Origin of the sequence: Anoxybacillus amylolyticus (genome assembly GCF_001634285.1) — a bacterium.
Classification (GTDB): domain Bacteria; phylum Bacillota; class Bacilli; order Bacillales; family Anoxybacillaceae; genus Anoxybacteroides; species Anoxybacteroides amylolyticum.
Genome location: NZ_CP015438.1, coordinates 100,001 through 117,787, shown reverse-complemented (window position 1 = coordinate 117,787; position 17,787 = coordinate 100,001). Strand labels below are relative to the sequence as shown.

The 17,787-nt window shown below is 42.6% G+C and carries 18 protein-coding genes (1 of these 18 running past the window's edge); all 18 read left to right on the top strand.

Going from position 1 to position 17,787, the window contains the following annotated elements; all coding sequences use genetic code 11:
• Nucleotides 1-148: 148 nt before the first annotated feature.
• Complete coding sequence (spoIIE, locus tag GFC30_RS00630; RefSeq protein WP_066322167.1) at nt 149-2,620, top strand: stage II sporulation protein E; 2,472 nt, start codon at nt 149-151, stop codon at nt 2,618-2,620.
• A gap of 24 nt (nt 2,621-2,644) precedes the next feature.
• Complete coding sequence (locus GFC30_RS00625; RefSeq protein WP_084256117.1) at nt 2,645-3,418, top strand: vWA domain-containing protein; 774 nt, start codon at nt 2,645-2,647, stop codon at nt 3,416-3,418.
• Nucleotides 3,387-4,337, top strand: a complete 951-nt coding sequence (locus GFC30_RS00620) for a serine/threonine protein kinase (protein ID WP_066322161.1) — start codon at nt 3,387-3,389, stop codon at nt 4,335-4,337. Before GFC30_RS00625 ends, GFC30_RS00620 begins: the two co-directional genes overlap by 32 nt.
• 82 nt (nt 4,338-4,419) lie before the next feature.
• A complete protein-coding gene (gene tilS, locus GFC30_RS00615; protein ID WP_066322159.1) occupies nt 4,420-5,805 on the top strand; it encodes a tRNA lysidine(34) synthetase TilS in 1,386 nt (461 codons plus the stop codon).
• Between the two features lie 20 nt (nt 5,806-5,825).
• Nucleotides 5,826-6,371: a hypoxanthine phosphoribosyltransferase gene (gene hpt, locus GFC30_RS00610; protein ID WP_066322158.1), complete on the top strand. Its 546-nt coding sequence runs from the start codon at nt 5,826-5,828 to the stop codon at nt 6,369-6,371.
• Nucleotides 6,372-6,463: 92 nt separating this feature from the next.
• Nucleotides 6,464-8,344 carry an ATP-dependent zinc metalloprotease FtsH gene (gene ftsH / locus GFC30_RS00605; RefSeq protein WP_066322157.1) on the top strand — a complete coding sequence of 627 codons (1,881 nt, stop codon included), beginning with the start codon at nt 6,464-6,466 and terminating at the stop codon, nt 8,342-8,344.
• Nucleotides 8,345-8,438: 94 nt separating this feature from the next.
• A complete protein-coding gene (locus tag GFC30_RS00600; protein WP_066322156.1) occupies nt 8,439-9,212 on the top strand; it encodes a type III pantothenate kinase in 774 nt (257 codons plus the stop codon).
• A gap of 17 nt (nt 9,213-9,229) precedes the next feature.
• A complete protein-coding gene (hslO, locus tag GFC30_RS00595) occupies nt 9,230-10,120 on the top strand; it encodes an Hsp33 family molecular chaperone HslO (RefSeq protein WP_066322155.1) in 891 nt (296 codons plus the stop codon).
• An 80-nt stretch (nt 10,121-10,200) separates the two neighbouring features.
• Nucleotides 10,201-11,127 carry a cysteine synthase A gene (cysK, locus tag GFC30_RS00590; protein ID WP_066322153.1) on the top strand — a complete coding sequence of 309 codons (927 nt, stop codon included), beginning with the start codon at nt 10,201-10,203 and terminating at the stop codon, nt 11,125-11,127.
• A gap of 126 nt (nt 11,128-11,253) precedes the next feature.
• Nucleotides 11,254-12,669 carry an aminodeoxychorismate synthase, component I gene (gene pabB, locus GFC30_RS00585; protein ID WP_066322151.1) on the top strand — a complete coding sequence of 472 codons (1,416 nt, stop codon included), beginning with the start codon at nt 11,254-11,256 and terminating at the stop codon, nt 12,667-12,669.
• A gap of 5 nt (nt 12,670-12,674) precedes the next feature.
• Nucleotides 12,675-13,250 (top strand): aminodeoxychorismate/anthranilate synthase component II, encoded by a 576-nt coding sequence (gene pabA, locus GFC30_RS00580; RefSeq protein WP_066322147.1) that lies wholly within the window; start codon nt 12,675-12,677, stop codon nt 13,248-13,250.
• Between the two features lie 6 nt (nt 13,251-13,256).
• Entirely contained in the window at nt 13,257-14,126 is an 870-nt protein-coding gene (gene pabC / locus GFC30_RS00575) for an aminodeoxychorismate lyase (protein ID WP_066322145.1), read from the top strand.
• Nucleotides 14,127-14,129: 3 nt separating this feature from the next.
• Nucleotides 14,130-14,966, top strand: coding sequence for a dihydropteroate synthase (gene folP / locus GFC30_RS00570; RefSeq protein WP_066322143.1), 837 nt, complete (start codon nt 14,130-14,132; stop codon nt 14,964-14,966).
• Complete coding sequence (gene folB / locus GFC30_RS00565) at nt 14,956-15,318, top strand: dihydroneopterin aldolase (protein ID WP_066322141.1); 363 nt, start codon at nt 14,956-14,958, stop codon at nt 15,316-15,318. The genes folP and folB overlap by 11 nt, the downstream gene beginning before the upstream one ends.
• Nucleotides 15,319-15,846, top strand: a complete 528-nt coding sequence (gene folK / locus GFC30_RS00560) for a 2-amino-4-hydroxy-6-hydroxymethyldihydropteridine diphosphokinase (protein ID WP_066322135.1) — start codon at nt 15,319-15,321, stop codon at nt 15,844-15,846.
• Entirely contained in the window at nt 15,798-16,034 is a 237-nt protein-coding gene (locus GFC30_RS00555; RefSeq protein WP_066322132.1) for a helix-turn-helix domain-containing protein, read from the top strand. Before folK ends, GFC30_RS00555 begins: the two co-directional genes overlap by 49 nt.
• A 64-nt stretch (nt 16,035-16,098) precedes the next feature.
• Nucleotides 16,099-17,094, top strand: a complete 996-nt coding sequence (dusB, locus tag GFC30_RS00550; RefSeq protein WP_066322130.1) for a tRNA dihydrouridine synthase DusB — start codon at nt 16,099-16,101, stop codon at nt 17,092-17,094.
• 81 nt (nt 17,095-17,175) lie between these two features.
• Nucleotides 17,176-17,787 carry the start of a lysine--tRNA ligase gene (lysS, locus tag GFC30_RS00545; RefSeq protein WP_066322128.1) on the top strand. The gene runs 873 nt beyond the window's last position, so only the first 612 of its 1,485 coding nucleotides appear in the window; it begins with the start codon at nt 17,176-17,178; the stop codon falls past the right edge of the window.

Below are 17,787 nucleotides of genomic sequence, written 5' to 3'. Positions count from 1 at the left end.
TATTTTTTCGACATATTTGTATAACAATGGCACATAACCGAAAAAATCGTCGAACACTTTTTTATATCGCCTTCCTATTTTGACAAATTTCTGATAATTCAAACGATATAATAGAGTCAATAGAAAAGCAAAGGAGTGGAGATCGGAAATGCAAAGAATAGAAAGACGTGTGGGAACTCAAATTTCAGAAGTGCCGTTAAATGAAACGCCGGCTGTTTTTTCGCGTTGGACAAGGCATTTGAAAGTGAGGCTAGGACATCTGTTTATCCAGAAAGGGTTTATTTTGTTAATCATCGGATTTTTGCTTGGACGAGCTCTTATTTTAGCGAAACTAATTCCGTTTGCACTTCCGTTTTTTGTATCGGTCTATACGTTGCGTCGAGAGAAAGCTGGGCTGGCGTTTATTGCGTTAGTTGCTGGGGCATTAACGATATCGTTTGAATCATCGTTTTTTGTGTTTGTAGCGATGTTTAGCTTTCTATTATTACATCAAGTCGGAAGAAAATTTTGGGGCGATCTGTTAAAAATAGCACCTTTTGTTGTATTTTGTCTATCGTTTTCTACAAAATTAGCGGTTGTTTATTTATGGAACGGTCCGCCAACGACGTATGAGAGTGTCATGGCACTCATTGAGGCAGGGCTTAGTTTTGTTCTTACCCTTATTTTTCTGCAAAGCATCCCTCTATTAGCTGCACAAAAATATAAGCACACATTGCGAGCAGAAGAAATTGTTTCACTCGTTATTTTGCTCGCTTCGATGTTAACGGGAACGATTGGGTGGGAAGTATCTCAACTGTCGCTCGAACATATATTATCGCGCTACCTTGTCCTTCTCTTTGCATTTGTCGCTGGAACAACTATTGGCTCGACGGTAGGAGTAGTCACAGGGCTTATTTTGAGTTTAGCTAACATCGATAATTTGTATCAAATGAGCTTACTAGCGTTCGCAGGGCTTTTAGGTGGTCTGTTAAAAGAAGGAAAGAAAATCGGTGCGTCGCTCGGACTGTTAGTAGCCACCTTGCTGATTGGTTTGTACGGAAGCGGAAAGACAGAAGCACTTCCAACAATTGTCGAATCTTGCTTGGCATCTATCTTGTTTCTCCTTACGCCACGGACATGGACGGAAACGGTAGCGAAATATATCCCAGGAACAATAGAATATGCGAACGAACAACAACAATACATGCGGAAAATTCGCGATGTGACGGCGCAACGTGTTTCCCAGTTTTCCCTCGTTTTCCAAGCGCTTGCGAACAGTTTTTCAACCGAGCGCTTTTTAGGGGAGGAACAGGAGGAAAGGGAGATTGACTACTTTCTTGGCGATGTGACGGAAAAAACGTGCCAAACGTGTTTTAAAAAAGAACAATGTTGGGCGCAGCAGTTTGATAAAACATATGAGTATATGAAGCAAATGATGTTAGAAGCGGATGCAGGGACGTTACTACAAAACCATTCCTTATTGCGCGAATGGAATCGGTATTGCGCAAAAGGAAAAAAAGTAATCGCCACGATGGAAAAAGAGGTGGCCAATTATCAAGCAAATAAAAAGTTGCGTCGGCAAATTCGTGAGAGTCGGAAGTTAGTCGCTGAACAACTACTTGGCGTTTCACAGGTGATGGAGGATTTCGCGCAAGAAATTCAACGTGAACAAGAAAATCATTATTTGCAAGAAGAGCAAATTTTCCATGCATTGCAAGAGTTTGGGATTGAGATTGGTCACGTCGATATTTACAGTTTGGAAAAAGGGAACGTTGATATTGAAATGAGCATTCCGTATTGCGAAGGACGAGGAGAATGTGAAAAGCTTATAGCCCCGATGCTTTCTGATATTTTGGACGAAACGATTGTCGTCAAACGGGAAGAATGCTCTGCTTATCCAAACGGGTATTGCCGTGTTGCATTTGGTTCAACGAAAGCGTTTGTCGTGGAAACAGGAGTTGCTTTTGCTGCGAAAGGGGGAGGATTTGTATCGGGTGATAGCTATTCGCTCATTGAGCTTGGCACAGGAAAATACGCCATTGCCATCAGTGATGGGATGGGAAATGGGGAAAGGGCGTATTACGAAAGCAATGAAACGTTAAAGTTGTTGCAAAAAATTTTACAAACCGGCATTGATGAAACAATCGCGATTAAGTCTATTAACTCGATTCTTTCGTTGCGTACGACAGACGAAGTATTTTCTACCCTAGATTTGGCAATGATTGATTTGCAAAATGGGTCGACGAAATTTTTAAAAATCGGTTCAAGCCCTAGCTTTATTAAGCGAGGAAATCATGTCATAAAAGTGGAGTCAAGCAACTTGCCGATTGGCATTATTAAAGAAGCTGAATTTGAAATAGTCAATGAACAACTAAAGTCTGGCGATTTGTTGATTATGATGAGCGATGGGATTTTTGAAGGGCCGTTAGTGGAAAATCATGAAGCATGGATGAAACGGAAAATAAAAGAACTAAAAACGACTGATCCGCAAGCAGTAGCCGATGTTATTATGGAGGAGGTAATTCGTGCGAGTTCTGGAAGAATCGAAGACGACATGACGATTGTCGTCGCAAAAATTAAACATAATACGCCAAAGTGGGCAACCATTCCAGCGTATATGTATACGAAAAAGGCGCAATAAGTATAAAATACTTCCATTCCGGCAATGATGAGAATACTACAAGTGAGGAGGGAATGGAAGGTGCGGAAAGGAACGATACGGCAAATTTTATTAATTACGGACGGTTGTTCTAACCACGGAGAAGACCCAATCGCTATGGCAGCGCTCGCAAAAGAACAAGGAATTACAGTGAACGTGATTGGGGTACTTGACCAAGACGTGATGGACGAAAATGGACTTCGAGAAGTCGAAGGAATTGCGATGGCTGGTGGGGGCATAAGCCAGGTAGTGTATGCAAAACAGTTATCGCAAACGGTGCAAATGGTGACACGCAAAGCGATGACACAGACGTTACAAGGGGTGGTTAATCGGGAGTTAAAGCAAATTTTAGGATCAAATATTTCAATGGAAGATTTACCGCCAGAAAAGCGCGGCGAAGTGATGGAAATTGTCGATGAGCTCGGTGAAACGGTGGAGTTGGAAGTTTTAATATTAATAGATACGAGCGGAAGCATGAAAACAAAGTTGCCGACGGTAAAAGAAGCGCTGTTTGATTTATCGCTTAGCTTAAATGCTCGCATGGGCGACAATCTCTTCTCCGTATTTGTATTTCCGGGGAAACAAGAAGACGTGGAAAAAATATTAGATTGGACACCGAAGCTTGAGACGCTTTCGTCGGTGTTTCCTAAACTAACATCTGGTGGGCTTACGCCAACGGGGCCGGCTCTGCGCCAGGCGGTCAGCCATTTTCGGAAAAAACGTTCGTTAAGGAGCTTGATTGGGCGTGATGAATCCTATTTTGAAGAATCGTCTATGTAAACTACCGGCTAGTACAGTGATCGTTGGAAAATGGCACAAGCAGGCGTATAAAATCGTCAAACCGCTCGGCAACGGAGCAAATGGAGCTGTTTATTTAGCAGAAAGTAAGAAAGGACTTGTCGCGATAAAGGTAAGCGACAACAGCACAACGATTACGTCTGAAGTAAATGTATTAAAACGATTTTCCAAGGTCCAAGGAGCCGCCCTTGGACCTTCTTTGTTAGATATGGATGACTGGTACGACCAAAAGATAAACCGAACGATTCCATTTTATGTGATGGAGTATATAAAGGGGGAAGATTTTTTTTCTTTTATTCGAAAACGCGGGAAAGAATGGCTCGTTATTTTAGTGCTTCAACTATTATCTGCGTTGGAGCAGCTTCATGAGGAAGGATGGGTATTTGGAGATTTAAAGCCAGAAAATGTTTTAGTGGCGGGCAATCCACCAACTATCCGATTGCTTGATGTTGGAGGCACAACGCTGCAAGGACGAGCTGTCAAAGAATTTACTGAATTTTATGATCGAGGTTATTGGGGACTAGGCTCGCGCAAAGCAGACCCTGCTTACGATTTGTTTGCCGTGGCAATGATGATGATTCATGCTTGTTATCCGACTAAATTCGAACGAAAAGAAAATGGCCGAAAGCAGCTATTTACGATGATTCAAGCGGATGCTACGTTACGAAAATATCAGCACGTATTGATGAAGGCTATTGACGGAATGTATGTTCGAGCGATGGACATGAAGCGAGAACTGGTAGCTGCCATTCACCACGATGTGCCGATGACGGGTGCGAAACAATCACCATCGCGAAAACAGCATCGTAGGAAAAAAAGAAGCGGCATTATGGAAACAGCCTTTATTGTTGTGACACTATTATGTATGTACGCCTTGTATTTATATGGACAAATTCTTTAAATCCGAACTTCTTTTTTGAGAAAATATTTTATTAATGATACGATTAATAATATAAACCATTCGTTAAAGAGGTTTTGGCGATATGCGCTCAACCGTTTGCTCGTTTATCAAAAAACATCAGCTATTGATACCGAATACAACTGTTGTTGTCGGTGTTTCTGGTGGTCCAGATTCCCTTGCGTTACTTCATTTTTTTTATACCATTCAAAAAGAATGGAACCTTACTCTTATTGCTGCCCATGTCGACCATATGTTTCGCGGTCGACAATCGGAAGAAGAGATGCATTTTGTGAAACATTTTTGCGACCAACTCGGTATTATATGTGAGGCAAAACAAATCGACGTCCCTGCTTTTCAACGTCAGACGAAAATGGGGGCGCAAGAAGCGGCACGCGAATGCCGCTACCGCTTCTTTCAAGAAGTAATGGAAAAGCACGCTGCTTCCTTTTTGACGTTAGCACATCACGGCGATGACCAGATCGAAACGATTTTAATGCGGATTGTCCGAGGCAGTAGCAAAAAAGGCTATGCAGGTATTCCGTATAAGCGCCCGTTTCACCGAGGATATATCATTCGCCCGTTTTTGTGCGTTAGCCGTGCAGAAATTGAAATGTATTGCCAAAAGCATTGCCTTCAACCACGCTATGATGCCAGCAATGAAAAAGACAATTACACGCGGAATCGGTTTCGTCATATCGTGCTTCCTTTTCTAAAAAAAGAAAACCCGCGTGTCCATGAACGTTTCCAGCATTATAGTGAAATGGTGCTAGAAGACGAAGCGTTTTTAGAGGAATTAACGTATGAAGCGATGAATAACGTAATGGAAACAACGCCTAGAGAAGTTAGGTTGCATATTCGTCCATTTCAAGCAATGCCAAAGCCTTTACAAAGAAGAGGGATTCAACTAATATTGAACTATCTCTATGACGGCATTCCTTCTTCTTTGTCCTTCATACATATAAGTAGCACCTTAGCTTTGTTGACGAATAATCATCCTTCTGGTCGGTTAGATTTTCCAGATGGCTTAAAAATCATTCGCGCGTACGATGTTTGTTATTTTACATTTCAGGAAAAAAAAGCTGATGATTATGTATTGGATGTATCCGTTCCAGCAACGATTTATTTGCCTAATGGACATGTAATTGTAAGTGAGTTTCGGGAACACTATCCGGAGGAGGCAAAAAGGGCTGATGTTTTCGTCGTTTCTCTAGAAACGATTACTTTCCCGTTGCGTGTGCGAACGAGACGTACTGGGGACCGAATGACCGTGAAAGGGATGGACGGGACGAAGAAGCTGAAGGAAATTTTTATCGAACATAAAATCCCGTTACATGATCGAAACATGTGGCCGGTGGTGGAAGATGGGCAAGGGAGGATTTTATGGCTACCAAAGCTAAAAAAATCTGCTTTTGAAGCAACAGATATTACAAAAACCTGCTATCTTGTATTACACTATAAAGAGCAATGAACATCTAGGAGGAAATGAAAATGGGGATGAATCAAGATATTGAAAAAATTTTAGTCACACAAGAGCAAATTCAAGAAAAAGTGAAAGAACTGGGCAAAGCGTTGACAGAAGAGTATGAAGGGCGTTTTCCGTTGGCTGTCGGGGTGTTAAAAGGGGCAATGCCGTTTATGGCGGACTTATTAAAACATGTAGATACATATTTAGAAATGGATTTTATGGATGTATCAAGCTATGGAAACGCAACTGTTTCATCAGGAGAAGTCAAAATTTTAAAAGACTTAAATACCTCTGTCGAAGGACGTGACATTTTAATTATTGAAGATATTATCGATAGCGGGCTAACGTTAAGTTATTTAGTCGATTTGTTCCGGTATCGAAAAGCAAAAACGATTAAAATTGTCACGCTGTTAGATAAACCGTCTGGCCGTAAAGCAACTATTGAAGCGGATTACGTCGGATTTATCGTTCCGGATGAGTTCGTTGTAGGATATGGACTAGATTATTGCGAAAAATACCGAAATCTTCCTTACATCGGTGTGTTAAAGCCAGAAGTATACAGCAAATAAAACAATCCGTCCGTATGGCGAATTGTTTGTATAGGAATGATTTTCTATGATACTATTGAGTATAGTTTGTTTCATATGGGAGGAGGCAAGAAATGAATCGGATCTTCCGTAATACGATTTTTTATTTACTGATTTTTCTCGTCGTCATAGGAGTTGTCAGTTTCTTTAATGGAACGAACCAACGGACGGAACCGATGACGTACGATGCTTTTATCACACATCTTGAAAACGGTGATGTAAAGTCGTTTTCGATGAAGCCGGAACGCGGCGTATATGAAATTCGCGGGCAGTTGAAAACATATGCCGAAGGACAATATTTTTCGACGTATGTCATGAACAGTGATCCGATTTTAAACCGGATTGATGCAGCCGCCAAACGGACAAAAGTGGAAGTAATGCCAGCAGATGAAACGAGTGGCTGGGTGACGTTTTTCACTTCCATTATCCCGTTTGTCATTATTTTCATTTTGTTCTTCTTCTTGCTAAACCAAGCGCAAGGCGGTGGTAGCCGGGTGATGAATTTCGGCAAAAGTCGTGCAAGGTTATATAGCGAGGATAAGAAAAAAGTTCGTTTCCGCGATGTCGCTGGAGCGGATGAAGAGAAACAAGAACTTGTGGAAATCGTTGAGTTTTTGAAAGACCCACGCAAATTTGTCGAACTTGGTGCACGCATTCCAAAAGGCGTTCTGCTCGTTGGACCTCCAGGAACAGGGAAAACATTATTAGCAAGGGCGGTCGCTGGAGAGGCGGGCGTACCGTTTTTCTCGATTAGCGGTTCGGACTTTGTGGAAATGTTTGTCGGGGTCGGGGCATCGCGTGTCCGGGACTTGTTCGAGACAGCGAAGAAAAATGCACCTTGTATCATTTTCATCGACGAAATTGACGCGGTCGGTCGTCAACGTGGCGCCGGACTTGGCGGCGGTCATGACGAGCGCGAGCAGACGCTCAACCAATTGCTTGTTGAGATGGATGGGTTTAGTGGCAATGAAGGGATCATTATTATCGCAGCAACAAACCGCCCAGACATTTTAGACCCAGCATTGTTGCGCCCAGGGCGCTTTGACCGGCAAATTACGGTCGATCGTCCAGACGTCAAAGGTCGCGAGGCGGTACTTCGCGTACATGCTCGCAACAAGCCGCTTGACGAGTCGGTTGACTTAAAAGCAATAGCTATGCGCACGCCAGGTTTCTCTGGTGCAGATTTAGAAAACTTATTGAACGAAGCAGCGCTCGTTGCTGCGCGGCAAAATAAAAAGAAAATTGATATGAGCGACATTGACGAGGCGACAGACCGCGTCATCGCTGGACCAGCGAAAAAGAGTCGCGTCATCTCCGAAAAAGAGCGCCGCATTGTCGCGTATCATGAGGCAGGTCATACCGTTATTGGCATGGTGTTAGCCGATGCGGAAATGGTGCATAAAGTAACTATCGTTCCACGCGGTCAAGCAGGTGGGTATGCGGTAATGTTGCCGAAAGAAGACCGCTATTTTATGACCAAACCGGAGTTGCTAGATAAAATCGTGGGCTTACTAGGTGGTCGTGTCGCTGAAGAAATTGTCTTCAACGAAGTCAGCACCGGGGCGCATAACGACTTTCAGCGCGCCACAAACATCGCTCGCCGGATGGTAACCGAGTTTGGAATGAGTGAAAAGTTAGGTCCATTACAATTCGGTCAGTCGCACGGACAAGTATTTTTAGGCCGCGACTTGCATAACGAACAAAACTACAGCGATCAAATCGCTTATGAAATTGATTTAGAAATTCAGCGCATTATTAAAGAGTGTTACGAAAAGGCACGGAAAATTTTAACGGAAAACCGTGATAAGCTAGAGCTAATTGCGAAAACATTGCTTGAAGTAGAAACGTTAGATGCAGAACAAATTAAGCATTTGTTTGAGCACGGAACATTGCCAGACCGAAACGGAAAACAAGAAGATGTAAAAGTAAATATCCAATCCAAGAAAGAAGAATGAGATGTCTCTTTAAGGGACATCTTTTTTTTACCGTTTTCTCCTCTTATGGTATGATGAAAAAAAGTAAGCATTTGTGAGAAGTGGGGATGAAGCGATGATTTTTGTACTAGACGTCGGCAATACGAATACGGTATTAGGTGTGTATGACGGGGATGAACTAAAACATCATTGGCGCATTGAAACAAGCCGGGGGAAAACAGAAGATGAGTATGGTATGGTGATTAAAGCACTGCTGAATCACGTCGGTCTTCATTTTTCGGATATTGACGGCATTATTATTTCTTCGGTCGTTCCACCGATTATGTTCGCTTTAGAACGGATGTGTCTAAAGTATTTCCACACTAAGCCGTTAATTGTCGGCCCAGGGATTAAAACAGGGTTAAACATTAAATACGACAATCCGAAAGAAGTCGGGGCGGACCGTATTGTCAACGCTGTTGCGGGTATTCATCTATACGGGAGTCCGTTAATTATTGTCGATTTTGGTACTGCTACGACGTATTGTTATATTAACGAACATAAACAATACATGGGGGGAGCTATTGCACCTGGGATTACGATTTCGACGGAAGCACTTTATTCGCGTGCCGCGAAATTGCCACGTATTGAAATTGCCCGCCCAGACGATATCATCGGAAAAAATACAGTCAGTGCGATGCAAGCTGGCATCGTATACGGATATGTCGGACAAGTGGAAGGGATTGTATCGCGGATGAAAGAAAAAAGTCCTGTTCCGCCGAAAGTCGTTGCCACAGGGGGATTGGCTCCTCTAATCGCTCACGAGTCGAGCGTCATCGATATTGTTGATCCATTTTTAACGTTGAAAGGCTTGCATTTTTTGTACATGAAAAACGTAGACAAAAAATAGAAAAAGGGGAGCATGTGATGTCAGACTACTTAGTAAAGGCATTAGCATATGACGGCCAAGTAAGAGCGTATGCGGTGCGAACGACTGAAACCGTTCGTGAGGCACAGCGTCGCCATCAAACGTGGCCAACCGCTTCTGCAGCGCTTGGGCGCGCGATGACAGCAGGTGTCATGATGGGAGCAATGTTAAAAGGCGACAGCAAACTAACGATTAAAATTGAAGGTGGCGGTCCCATCGGTGCTATTCTCGTGGATAGCAACGCCAATGGGGAAGTAAGGGGATATGTAACGAATCCCCATGTTCACTTCGAATTAAACCAACATGGTAAACTAGACGTTGCTCGAGCGGTCGGGACAAGTGGCATGTTAACGGTTGTAAAAGATTTAGGCTTGCGCGATTTTTTCACCGGGCAAGTTCCTCTCGTTTCGGGTGAGCTTGGGGAGGATTTTACGTATTATTTCGCGTCCTCTGAACAAGTCCCTTCTTCTGTCGGGGTAGGAGTGTTAGTGAATCCCGATCACACGATTCTGGCTGCTGGTGGATTCATCCTTCAGTTAATGCCTGATGTCAAAAATGCAACGATTGACGAAATAGAACAGCGGCTAAAAACGATTCCACCGGTGTCTAAAATGGTGGAAAGAGGACTAACGCCGGAAGAAATTTTAGAAGAGTTGCTTGGAAAAGGGAATGTCAAAGTGCTCGAAACAGTCCCTGTCGCTTTTGTATGCCGTTGCTCGCGAGAGCGGATTGTTGATGCGCTTATCAGTTTAGGACCGAAAGAAATTCAAGATATTATCGATGAAGAAGGATATGCGGAAGCATCGTGCCATTTTTGTAATGAAACATATTACTTTACACGAGAAGAATTGGAAAAACTAAAACAAATGGCAGAATTGCCAGCAGAATAAAAAATAATTGACAATTAAGAAAATAGTTGATAAATTTTAAACAAATTCGATAAAATTACTCGGTATTAGGGGTGGATAATATGGTGCGCGCAGTAAACTCTATTACAGAATTAATTGGTGATACACCGGCGGTCAAATTAAATCGCATCGTGGATGAAGACAGTGCAGACGTATATGTCAAATTAGAATTTATGAACCCAGGAAGCAGCGTGAAAGACCGGATTGCGCTAGCAATGATTGAAGCAGCAGAGAAAGAAGGAAAATTAAAGCCTGGCGACACTATTATTGAGCCAACAAGCGGCAACACGGGAATTGGATTGGCAATGGTAGCAGCTGCAAAAGGATATAAAGCGATTCTTGTTATGCCGGATACAATGAGCTTAGAGCGCCGGAATTTGTTGCGTGCTTATGGAGCGGAGTTAGTATTAACCCCGGGAAGCGAAGGGATGCGCGGAGCGATTCGAAAGGCGGAAGAACTTGCGAGCGAACATGGGTACTTTATGCCCCAACAATTTAAAAACGAAGCGAACCCAGAAATTCATCGCCTTACGACAGGAAAAGAAATCGTGGAGCAAATGGGCGACCAACTTGATGCGTTTGTAGCGGGAATCGGTACAGGGGGAACGATCACAGGCGCTGGTGAAGTGTTGCGAAAAGCGTATCCAAACATCAAAATTTATGCCGTAGAACCATCGGATTCACCAGTATTGTCGGGCGGAAAGCCAGGACCGCATAAAATTCAAGGAATAGGTGCTGGATTTGTCCCAGACATTTTAAATACGGAAATTTATGATGAAGTGATTACTGTAAAAACAGAAGAGGCGTTTGATGCTGCTCGCCGTGCAGCGCGGGAAGAAGGAATTTTAGGTGGTATTTCCTCCGGTGCAGCGATTCATGCCGCGCTAAAGGTAGCAAAACAGCTTGGAAAAGGGAAGAAAGTATTGGCCATTATTCCAAGTAACGGTGAACGCTACTTAAGTACGGCTCTATATCAATTCGAGGAGTAAGGAAACCATCATTTCGGCAGGGATATTCCCTGTCGAAATTTTTTTATATATATTAAAATAAGTAGTATGTGTGGAACAAGCAACTAATTGGTATGTGCAGCAAAGGAAGGAGTGTAACCGCCTCTTATGGGACTGCGGAAAATAGCAAGAAGACGCATTTCTTATCAACAACGAGATTGGTTTCAACAATATAAATCGCTTATTCAAAACGAACCGTACCATATCTTATTAGAAAGCGGAAGAGCAGGGCGTTATAGCATCATTGGCACACGTCCCGTCGGCATCGTGCAAGGAAAAGGCGAAGAATTGGTGATTCAGTATCAAGGCGAAGAAACTCGGTTACAAGGAAACCCGCTTCATTTAATGAAACAATGGTTTTCGCAATGGCAAGTGGCACGCATTTCTGATGGTCCGGATTTTCAAGGCGGAGCAATCGGGTATATTAGCTACGATTGCGCCCGCTATATTGAACGGCTTCCGGAAATGGCGAAAGATGATCTTGCTCTACCTGATTTATATTTCTTCATTTTTGACGATGTTTTTGTCTATGACCATGAAGAACAAGTGTTACATGTCATCGTTCATTATGACGAGGGGAAACAGCAAGAAGCGGAACAACGTCTGTCTGTATATGAATCGTTATGGGGAAAAGAAAATAAAGAAGTAAAGCAATTTCCATTTACCATAACGGCGGACGAAGAAGCTGTGTCGATGACGGAAGAAGAATTTATGAAGGCGGTCGAGAAAGTTAGAGACTACATTGCCCAAGGAGATGTATTTCAAGTGAATTTATCCGTACGGCAATCGAAACCGCTTCGGACACATCCGTTTCACATATATGAACAGCTGCGGCTGCTCAACCCTTCTCCTTATATGGCATATGTTCATACGCCACATTTCCAACTGGTTAGCGGTTCCCCGGAACTGCTTGTGAAAAAACGCGGCGCTTTTGTAAGTACAAGACCGATTGCTGGAACGCGGTCACGCGGAAAAACAGCAGAGGAAGATCAACACATTGCGAACGAATTGTTGGAAAACGAAAAAGAGCGAGCAGAGCATTTAATGCTTGTTGATTTAGAACGAAATGATTTAGGAAGGGTATGCAAATATGGTACAGTAAAAGTAGATGAGTGGATGACGATTGAAGCATATTCTCATGTCATGCACATCGTCTCCCATGTATCTGGCGAATTGGCAAGCGGTAAAGATGCGTTCGATGTCATTCATGCCGTTTTCCCGGGCGGGACGATTACTGGCGCGCCTAAAGTGCGAACGATGGAAATTATCGAGGAATTAGAGCCGGTAAGACGCAGCATTTATACAGGATCAATTGGCTGGATCGGGTTTGATGGCGATATGGAGTTGAACATCGCCATTCGGACGATGATTGCCAAAGACGGATTTGCACACGTTCAAGCAGGTGCAGGAATCGTCATTGACTCCCGACCAGAGTACGAATATAAAGAGTGTTTAAAAAAGGCGATTGCCTTATGGAAAGCAAAAGAGATGAGTGAAGCTGAGCAACCATTTATGATGAGGTGAGATGAATGATTTTAATGATTGATAATTATGACTCATTTACGTACAATCTAGTCCAATATTTAGGTGAATTAGGCGAGAAGCTCGTCGTTAAGCGAAATGATGAAGTAACAGTTGATGAAATAGAAACAATGCGTCCCGATTTTTTGATGATTTCGCCAGGACCTTGCAGCCCGAATGAAGCAGGCATTAGTTTAGCTGCGATCGAACATTTTGCTGGAAAAATTCCGATTTTTGGTGTTTGTTTAGGCCACCAATCAATTGCTCAAGTGTTTGGAGGGGATGTCGTTCGAGCGCAAAAATTAATGCACGGGAAAACGTCACAAATTTTCCACGACGGAAAAACAATTTTCTCTAATCTCCCTAATCCGTTCACGGCAACACGGTACCACTCACTTATTGTGAAAAAAGAAACGTTGCCAACTTGCTTCGACGTATCGGCATGGACAACAGACGATGAAATTATGGCGATTCGCCATAAAACGTTTCCGATTGAAGGTGTTCAATTTCATCCAGAATCGATTATGACGACGCACGGTATGGAATTGTTACGAAACTTTATTCACACCTACCAAAAGGTTTGATCAACGATGTATCTTTACGTCAATGGAGACATTGTTCATCGAGAAGAAGCGCGCATTTCCCCTTTTGACCACGGCTTTATGTATGGGATAGGGGCGTTTGAAACATTTCGTACGTATAATGGCCATCCTTTTTTATTAGACGACCATCTTGCGCGACTAAATCACAGTCTAGCCGAGATGAGCATTCGTTTGTCTTTACATCGGGAAGAAGTCGTGAACATTGTTCATCAGCTATTACAAGCAAACGGATTAAAAGACGCGTATGTACGCTTAAATGTATCTGCAGGCATTGGCGACATCGGCCTACAAACCGAGGGTTATGTAGCACCTGTTGTCATTGTCTATATGAAGCCGCTTCCTTCCACTGTTTCGGTGGAAAAAGTATGCACCGTTTTAAAGATAAGAAGAAATAGTCCAGAAGGAAAAGAACGATGGAAATCTCACCATTATTTAAATAATATCCTGGGAAAACGAGAAATCGGAAACGATCCTCGGGTAGAAGGTATTTTTTTGAATGAACAAGGGTTTGTGACCGAAGGGATTGTTTCTAACCTTTTTTGGGTGAAAGACGGCATCGTATACACCCCTTCCATCGACACAGGAGCGTTAAATGGTATTACCCGTCAATTTGTATTATCGCTCCTTACGACTTTACAAATTCGGTATGAAGAAGGGTTATATCGTTTGTCTGCATTAGAAGCAGCAGATGAACTATTTTTAACAAATTCAATCCAAGAAATTGTACCGGTTGTGCGCCTTCATAACCGATGCTATGTTGGAAAAGAAGGGCGGGTGACGAAACGATTAAAAAAGCAGTATGAGCGATTCGTTACTCATTTATGGACAAGACATGAGTTAATAGAAAGGGTCGACTAATAAATGGTAAAAACCATTCCGTGTGGGCGATATACACTAAATATTCAACAAAAAACAATTATCATGGGAATTTTAAATGTCACTCCCGACTCGTTCTCTGATGGCGGAAAATTTAATGCTATCGACCGCGCTGTAGAGCATGCGAAACAGCTAGTCGCAGAAGGCGCGGATATCATCGATATCGGTGGAGAATCGACGCGCCCAGGGGCGGAAAAAGTGCCGCTTGAAGAAGAATTGGAACGGGTAATTCCGATCATAAAAGCAGTAGCTAACGAGGTCAATGTTCCCATTTCGATTGATACGTATAAAGCAGAAGTAGCAAAGCAAGCAATCGAAGCAGGCGCCCATATGATTAACGATGTATGGGGGGCAAAAGCTGACCGGAACATGGCGGAAGTAGCAGCTCATTATCGCGTCCCGATTATTTTGATGCACAATCGTCCTAAACCGGACTATCAACGCTTAATTCCAGACATGATTTCAGACTTGCTTGAAAGCGTAGAAATTGTAAAAAAAGCAGGAGTGAAAGACGAAGCGATTATTTTGGATCCAGGAATCGGTTTTGCGAAAACAGTAGAGCATAATTTACAAGTAATGCGCCATTTAGAGAAGTTTGTCAAACTGGGGTATCCGCTATTGTTAGGGACGTCGCGAAAATCTTTTATCGGTCACGTCCTTGATTTACCGGTAAACGAACGAGTGGAAGGAACGGGAGCGACCGTTTGTCTTGGCATTGCGAAAGGTGTGCATATTGTTCGTATCCATGACGTGTTGCCGATGGCAAGAATGGCAAAAATGATGGATGCAATGCTTGGAAAAGGGGGCGAAGATGATCGATAAAATTTATGTGACAGGTATGGAATTTTATGGATATCACGGAGTACTTCCGGAAGAACACGTACTCGGTCAACGCTTTCTTGTCGATATAATTGTAGAAACAGATGTAAAAAAAGCTGGAGAAAGCGATCGCTTAACCGATACGATTAACTATGCGGAACTGTATGAAATATGTCGGGAAATAGTGGAAGAAAGGCAATTTTCCTTAATTGAAGCAGTTGCAGAGCAAATTGCTTCTTGCATTTTATCTTCTTTTCCAACCATTGAGCAGTGCACGGTAAAGGTGAGCAAACCACATCCGCCGATTAAAGGACATTATCAATCGGTTGCAGTCGAAATAGTAAGGGGGCGTTAAATGGAAAACTATGCTTATATTGCGCTCGGCTCAAACATAGGTGATCGTCTCCGCTATTTACATGAGGCGGTCGAAAAGTTAGCAACACATGAACAAATTTCTGTTATCGACACGTCTTCGATTTATGAAACCGATCCTGTCGGTTACGTTCCACAAGGTAATTTTTTAAATATGGTTATTCATGTTCAAACGTCTCTTTCACCGTTTGCGTTGCTTGAAGCAACGCAAACAATTGAGCAGGAATTAGGAAGAAAACGGGAAATTCGCTGGGGACCACGCACGTTAGACCTTGACATTTTATTATATAATCACGAAAATATTGAAACAGAGCGACTTACGATTCCGCATCCACGGATGACTGAACGAGCGTTTGTGTTAGTTCCGTTATTCGAATTGAATGGGGATATATATATTCCGACGGTGCAACGTTGTGTGGCTTCACTGATAGATGAACTACCAGACAAAGAAGGGGTACGCCTATGGAAGCAGAAAAATGGGGGAGACGTATTCGCGCTTTTCGAAAGTTAAAAGGCTATACACAAGAAAGATTTGCGAAAGATTTAGGTGTGTCGGTGTCCATTTTAGGAGAAATTGAACGTGGAAACCGGCTACCGACAGAACAGTTTTTACAAAAGGCGGCTAATTGTTTAAACGTAACGGTTGAAGAATTGTACCCGCTAGGAAAAGTGGCTGTACCGACGATGAAAAGAAAGTAGCATTTGGCAAAATGAAAGAAAAAAAGACTATTTGCTTGTTAAACAGTAGAAAGGAGGCTTGAAATTGTTCAAAATTGGCGATGTTGAAATAAAAAACCGCGTCGTGCTTGCCCCGATGGCTGGCGTATGTAACTCTGCGTTTCGTTTGACGGTGAAAGAGTTTGGCGCCGGGCTTGTTTGTGCGGAAATGGTGAGCGATAAAGGGATTTTATTTAATAACGAAAAAACATTAGATATGCTTTACATCGATGAAAGGGAAAAACCATTAAGTTTGCAAATTTTTGGAGGAGAAAAGGAAACATTGGTGGAAGCAGCGCGATTTGTGGATCGAAATACAAATGCGGACATCATTGATATTAATATGGGATGCCCTGTTCCGAAAATCACCAAATGTGACGCTGGGGCAAAATGGTTGTTAGACCCAAATAAAATTTACGATGTCGTGAGCGCCGTTGTTGATGCAGTCGAAAAGCCCGTAACTGTAAAAATGCGGATCGGGTGGGACGAGCACCATATTTACGCGGTAGAAAATGCCCAAGCCGTCGAACGAGCTGGCGGAAAGGCGGTTGCCGTGCACGGTAGGACAAGGGCTCAAATGTATGAAGGAAAAGCAGATTGGAACGTCATTAAACAAGTGAAAGAGGCAGTGAGTATACCTGTTATTGGTAATGGTGATGTTCAAACACCGCAAGATGCGAAACGAATGCTTGAAGAGACAGGGGTAGACGGTGTGATGATCGGTCGTGCTGCTCTTGGAAATCCTTGGATGATTTATCGGACGGTTCGTTATTTAGAAACAGGGGAATTGATTCCGGAACCTTCTGTTCGTGAGAAAATTGATGTGTGTATTTTACACCTTGATCGGTTGATTGCTTTAAAAAATGAGCATATCGCGGTCAAAGAAATGAGAAAACATGCTGCTTGGTATTTAAAGGGCGTTCGCGGAAATGCGAAAGTACGTAACGCGATTAACGAATGCAATACTCGTGAGGAGCTTGTTTCCTTGTTAATGAACTTTGTAGAAGAAGTAGAAGCAAAACAAAACGCACAGGCTGTGTAATGAAAGATGTCTACCGGTTTCGTTCACTGCCGGCTTTTGCTGGCAGTATTTTTAATAAAATTGTAAAATGGAGTGAATTTTATGAGTCATGAAGAATTAAATGACCAGCTACGAGTTCGTCGAGAAAAATTAAATAAGCTAAGAGAAAAAGGGATTGACCCGTTTGGAAAACGATTTGAGCGCACTCATAAAGCGCAAGAGTTGTTTGAGTTATACGGAGATTTATCTAAAGAAGAGTTAGAAGAAAAACAAATTCAAGTAGCAATCGCCGGGCGTATTATGACGAAACGCGGTAAAGGAAAAGCCGGCTTTGCCCACATTCAAGATTTAACGGGACAAATTCAAATTTACGTTCGAAAAGATGATATTGGCGAAGAACAATATGAATTGTTCGACACATCGGATTTAGGGGATATTGTTGGTGTCCATGGAACGGTATTTAAAACAAAAGTAGGCGAATTGTCTGTTAAAGTTTCTTCTTATGAACTATTAACAAAGGCGTTGCGTCCTTTACCGGAAAAATATCATGGATTAAAAGATATCGAACAACGCTACCGTCAGCGTTACTTAGATTTAATTATGAACCCAGAAAGTAAAAATACGTTTATTACGCGTAGCTTAATTATTCAATCGATGCGCCGTTATTTAGACAACCATGGGTATTTAGAAGTGGAAACGCCGATGATGCATTCA

What these genes read in the sequence shown, in the direction of transcription:
- spoIIE (WP_066322167.1), top strand. Translation starts at nt 149, where the DNA reads ATGCAAAGAATAGAAAGACGTGTGGGAACTCAAATTTCAGAAGTGCCG.
- GFC30_RS00625 (WP_084256117.1), top strand. Translation starts at nt 2,645, where the DNA reads ATGATGAGAATACTACAAGTGAGGAGGGAATGGAAGGTGCGGAAAGGA.
- GFC30_RS00620 (WP_066322161.1), top strand. Translation starts at nt 3,387, where the DNA reads ATGAATCCTATTTTGAAGAATCGTCTATGTAAACTACCGGCTAGTACA.
- tilS (WP_066322159.1), top strand. Translation starts at nt 4,420, where the DNA reads ATGCGCTCAACCGTTTGCTCGTTTATCAAAAAACATCAGCTATTGATA.
- hpt (WP_066322158.1), top strand. Translation starts at nt 5,826, where the DNA reads ATGGGGATGAATCAAGATATTGAAAAAATTTTAGTCACACAAGAGCAA.
- ftsH (WP_066322157.1), top strand. Translation starts at nt 6,464, where the DNA reads ATGAATCGGATCTTCCGTAATACGATTTTTTATTTACTGATTTTTCTC.
- GFC30_RS00600 (WP_066322156.1), top strand. Translation starts at nt 8,439, where the DNA reads ATGATTTTTGTACTAGACGTCGGCAATACGAATACGGTATTAGGTGTG.
- hslO (WP_066322155.1), top strand. Translation starts at nt 9,230, where the DNA reads ATGTCAGACTACTTAGTAAAGGCATTAGCATATGACGGCCAAGTAAGA.
- cysK (WP_066322153.1), top strand. Translation starts at nt 10,201, where the DNA reads ATGGTGCGCGCAGTAAACTCTATTACAGAATTAATTGGTGATACACCG.
- pabB (WP_066322151.1), top strand. Translation starts at nt 11,254, where the DNA reads ATGGGACTGCGGAAAATAGCAAGAAGACGCATTTCTTATCAACAACGA.
- pabA (WP_066322147.1), top strand. Translation starts at nt 12,675, where the DNA reads ATGATTTTAATGATTGATAATTATGACTCATTTACGTACAATCTAGTC.
- pabC (WP_066322145.1), top strand. Translation starts at nt 13,257, where the DNA reads ATGTATCTTTACGTCAATGGAGACATTGTTCATCGAGAAGAAGCGCGC.
- folP (WP_066322143.1), top strand. Translation starts at nt 14,130, where the DNA reads ATGGTAAAAACCATTCCGTGTGGGCGATATACACTAAATATTCAACAA.
- folB (WP_066322141.1), top strand. Translation starts at nt 14,956, where the DNA reads ATGATCGATAAAATTTATGTGACAGGTATGGAATTTTATGGATATCAC.
- folK (WP_066322135.1), top strand. Translation starts at nt 15,319, where the DNA reads ATGGAAAACTATGCTTATATTGCGCTCGGCTCAAACATAGGTGATCGT.
- GFC30_RS00555 (WP_066322132.1), top strand. Translation starts at nt 15,798, where the DNA reads ATGGAAGCAGAAAAATGGGGGAGACGTATTCGCGCTTTTCGAAAGTTA.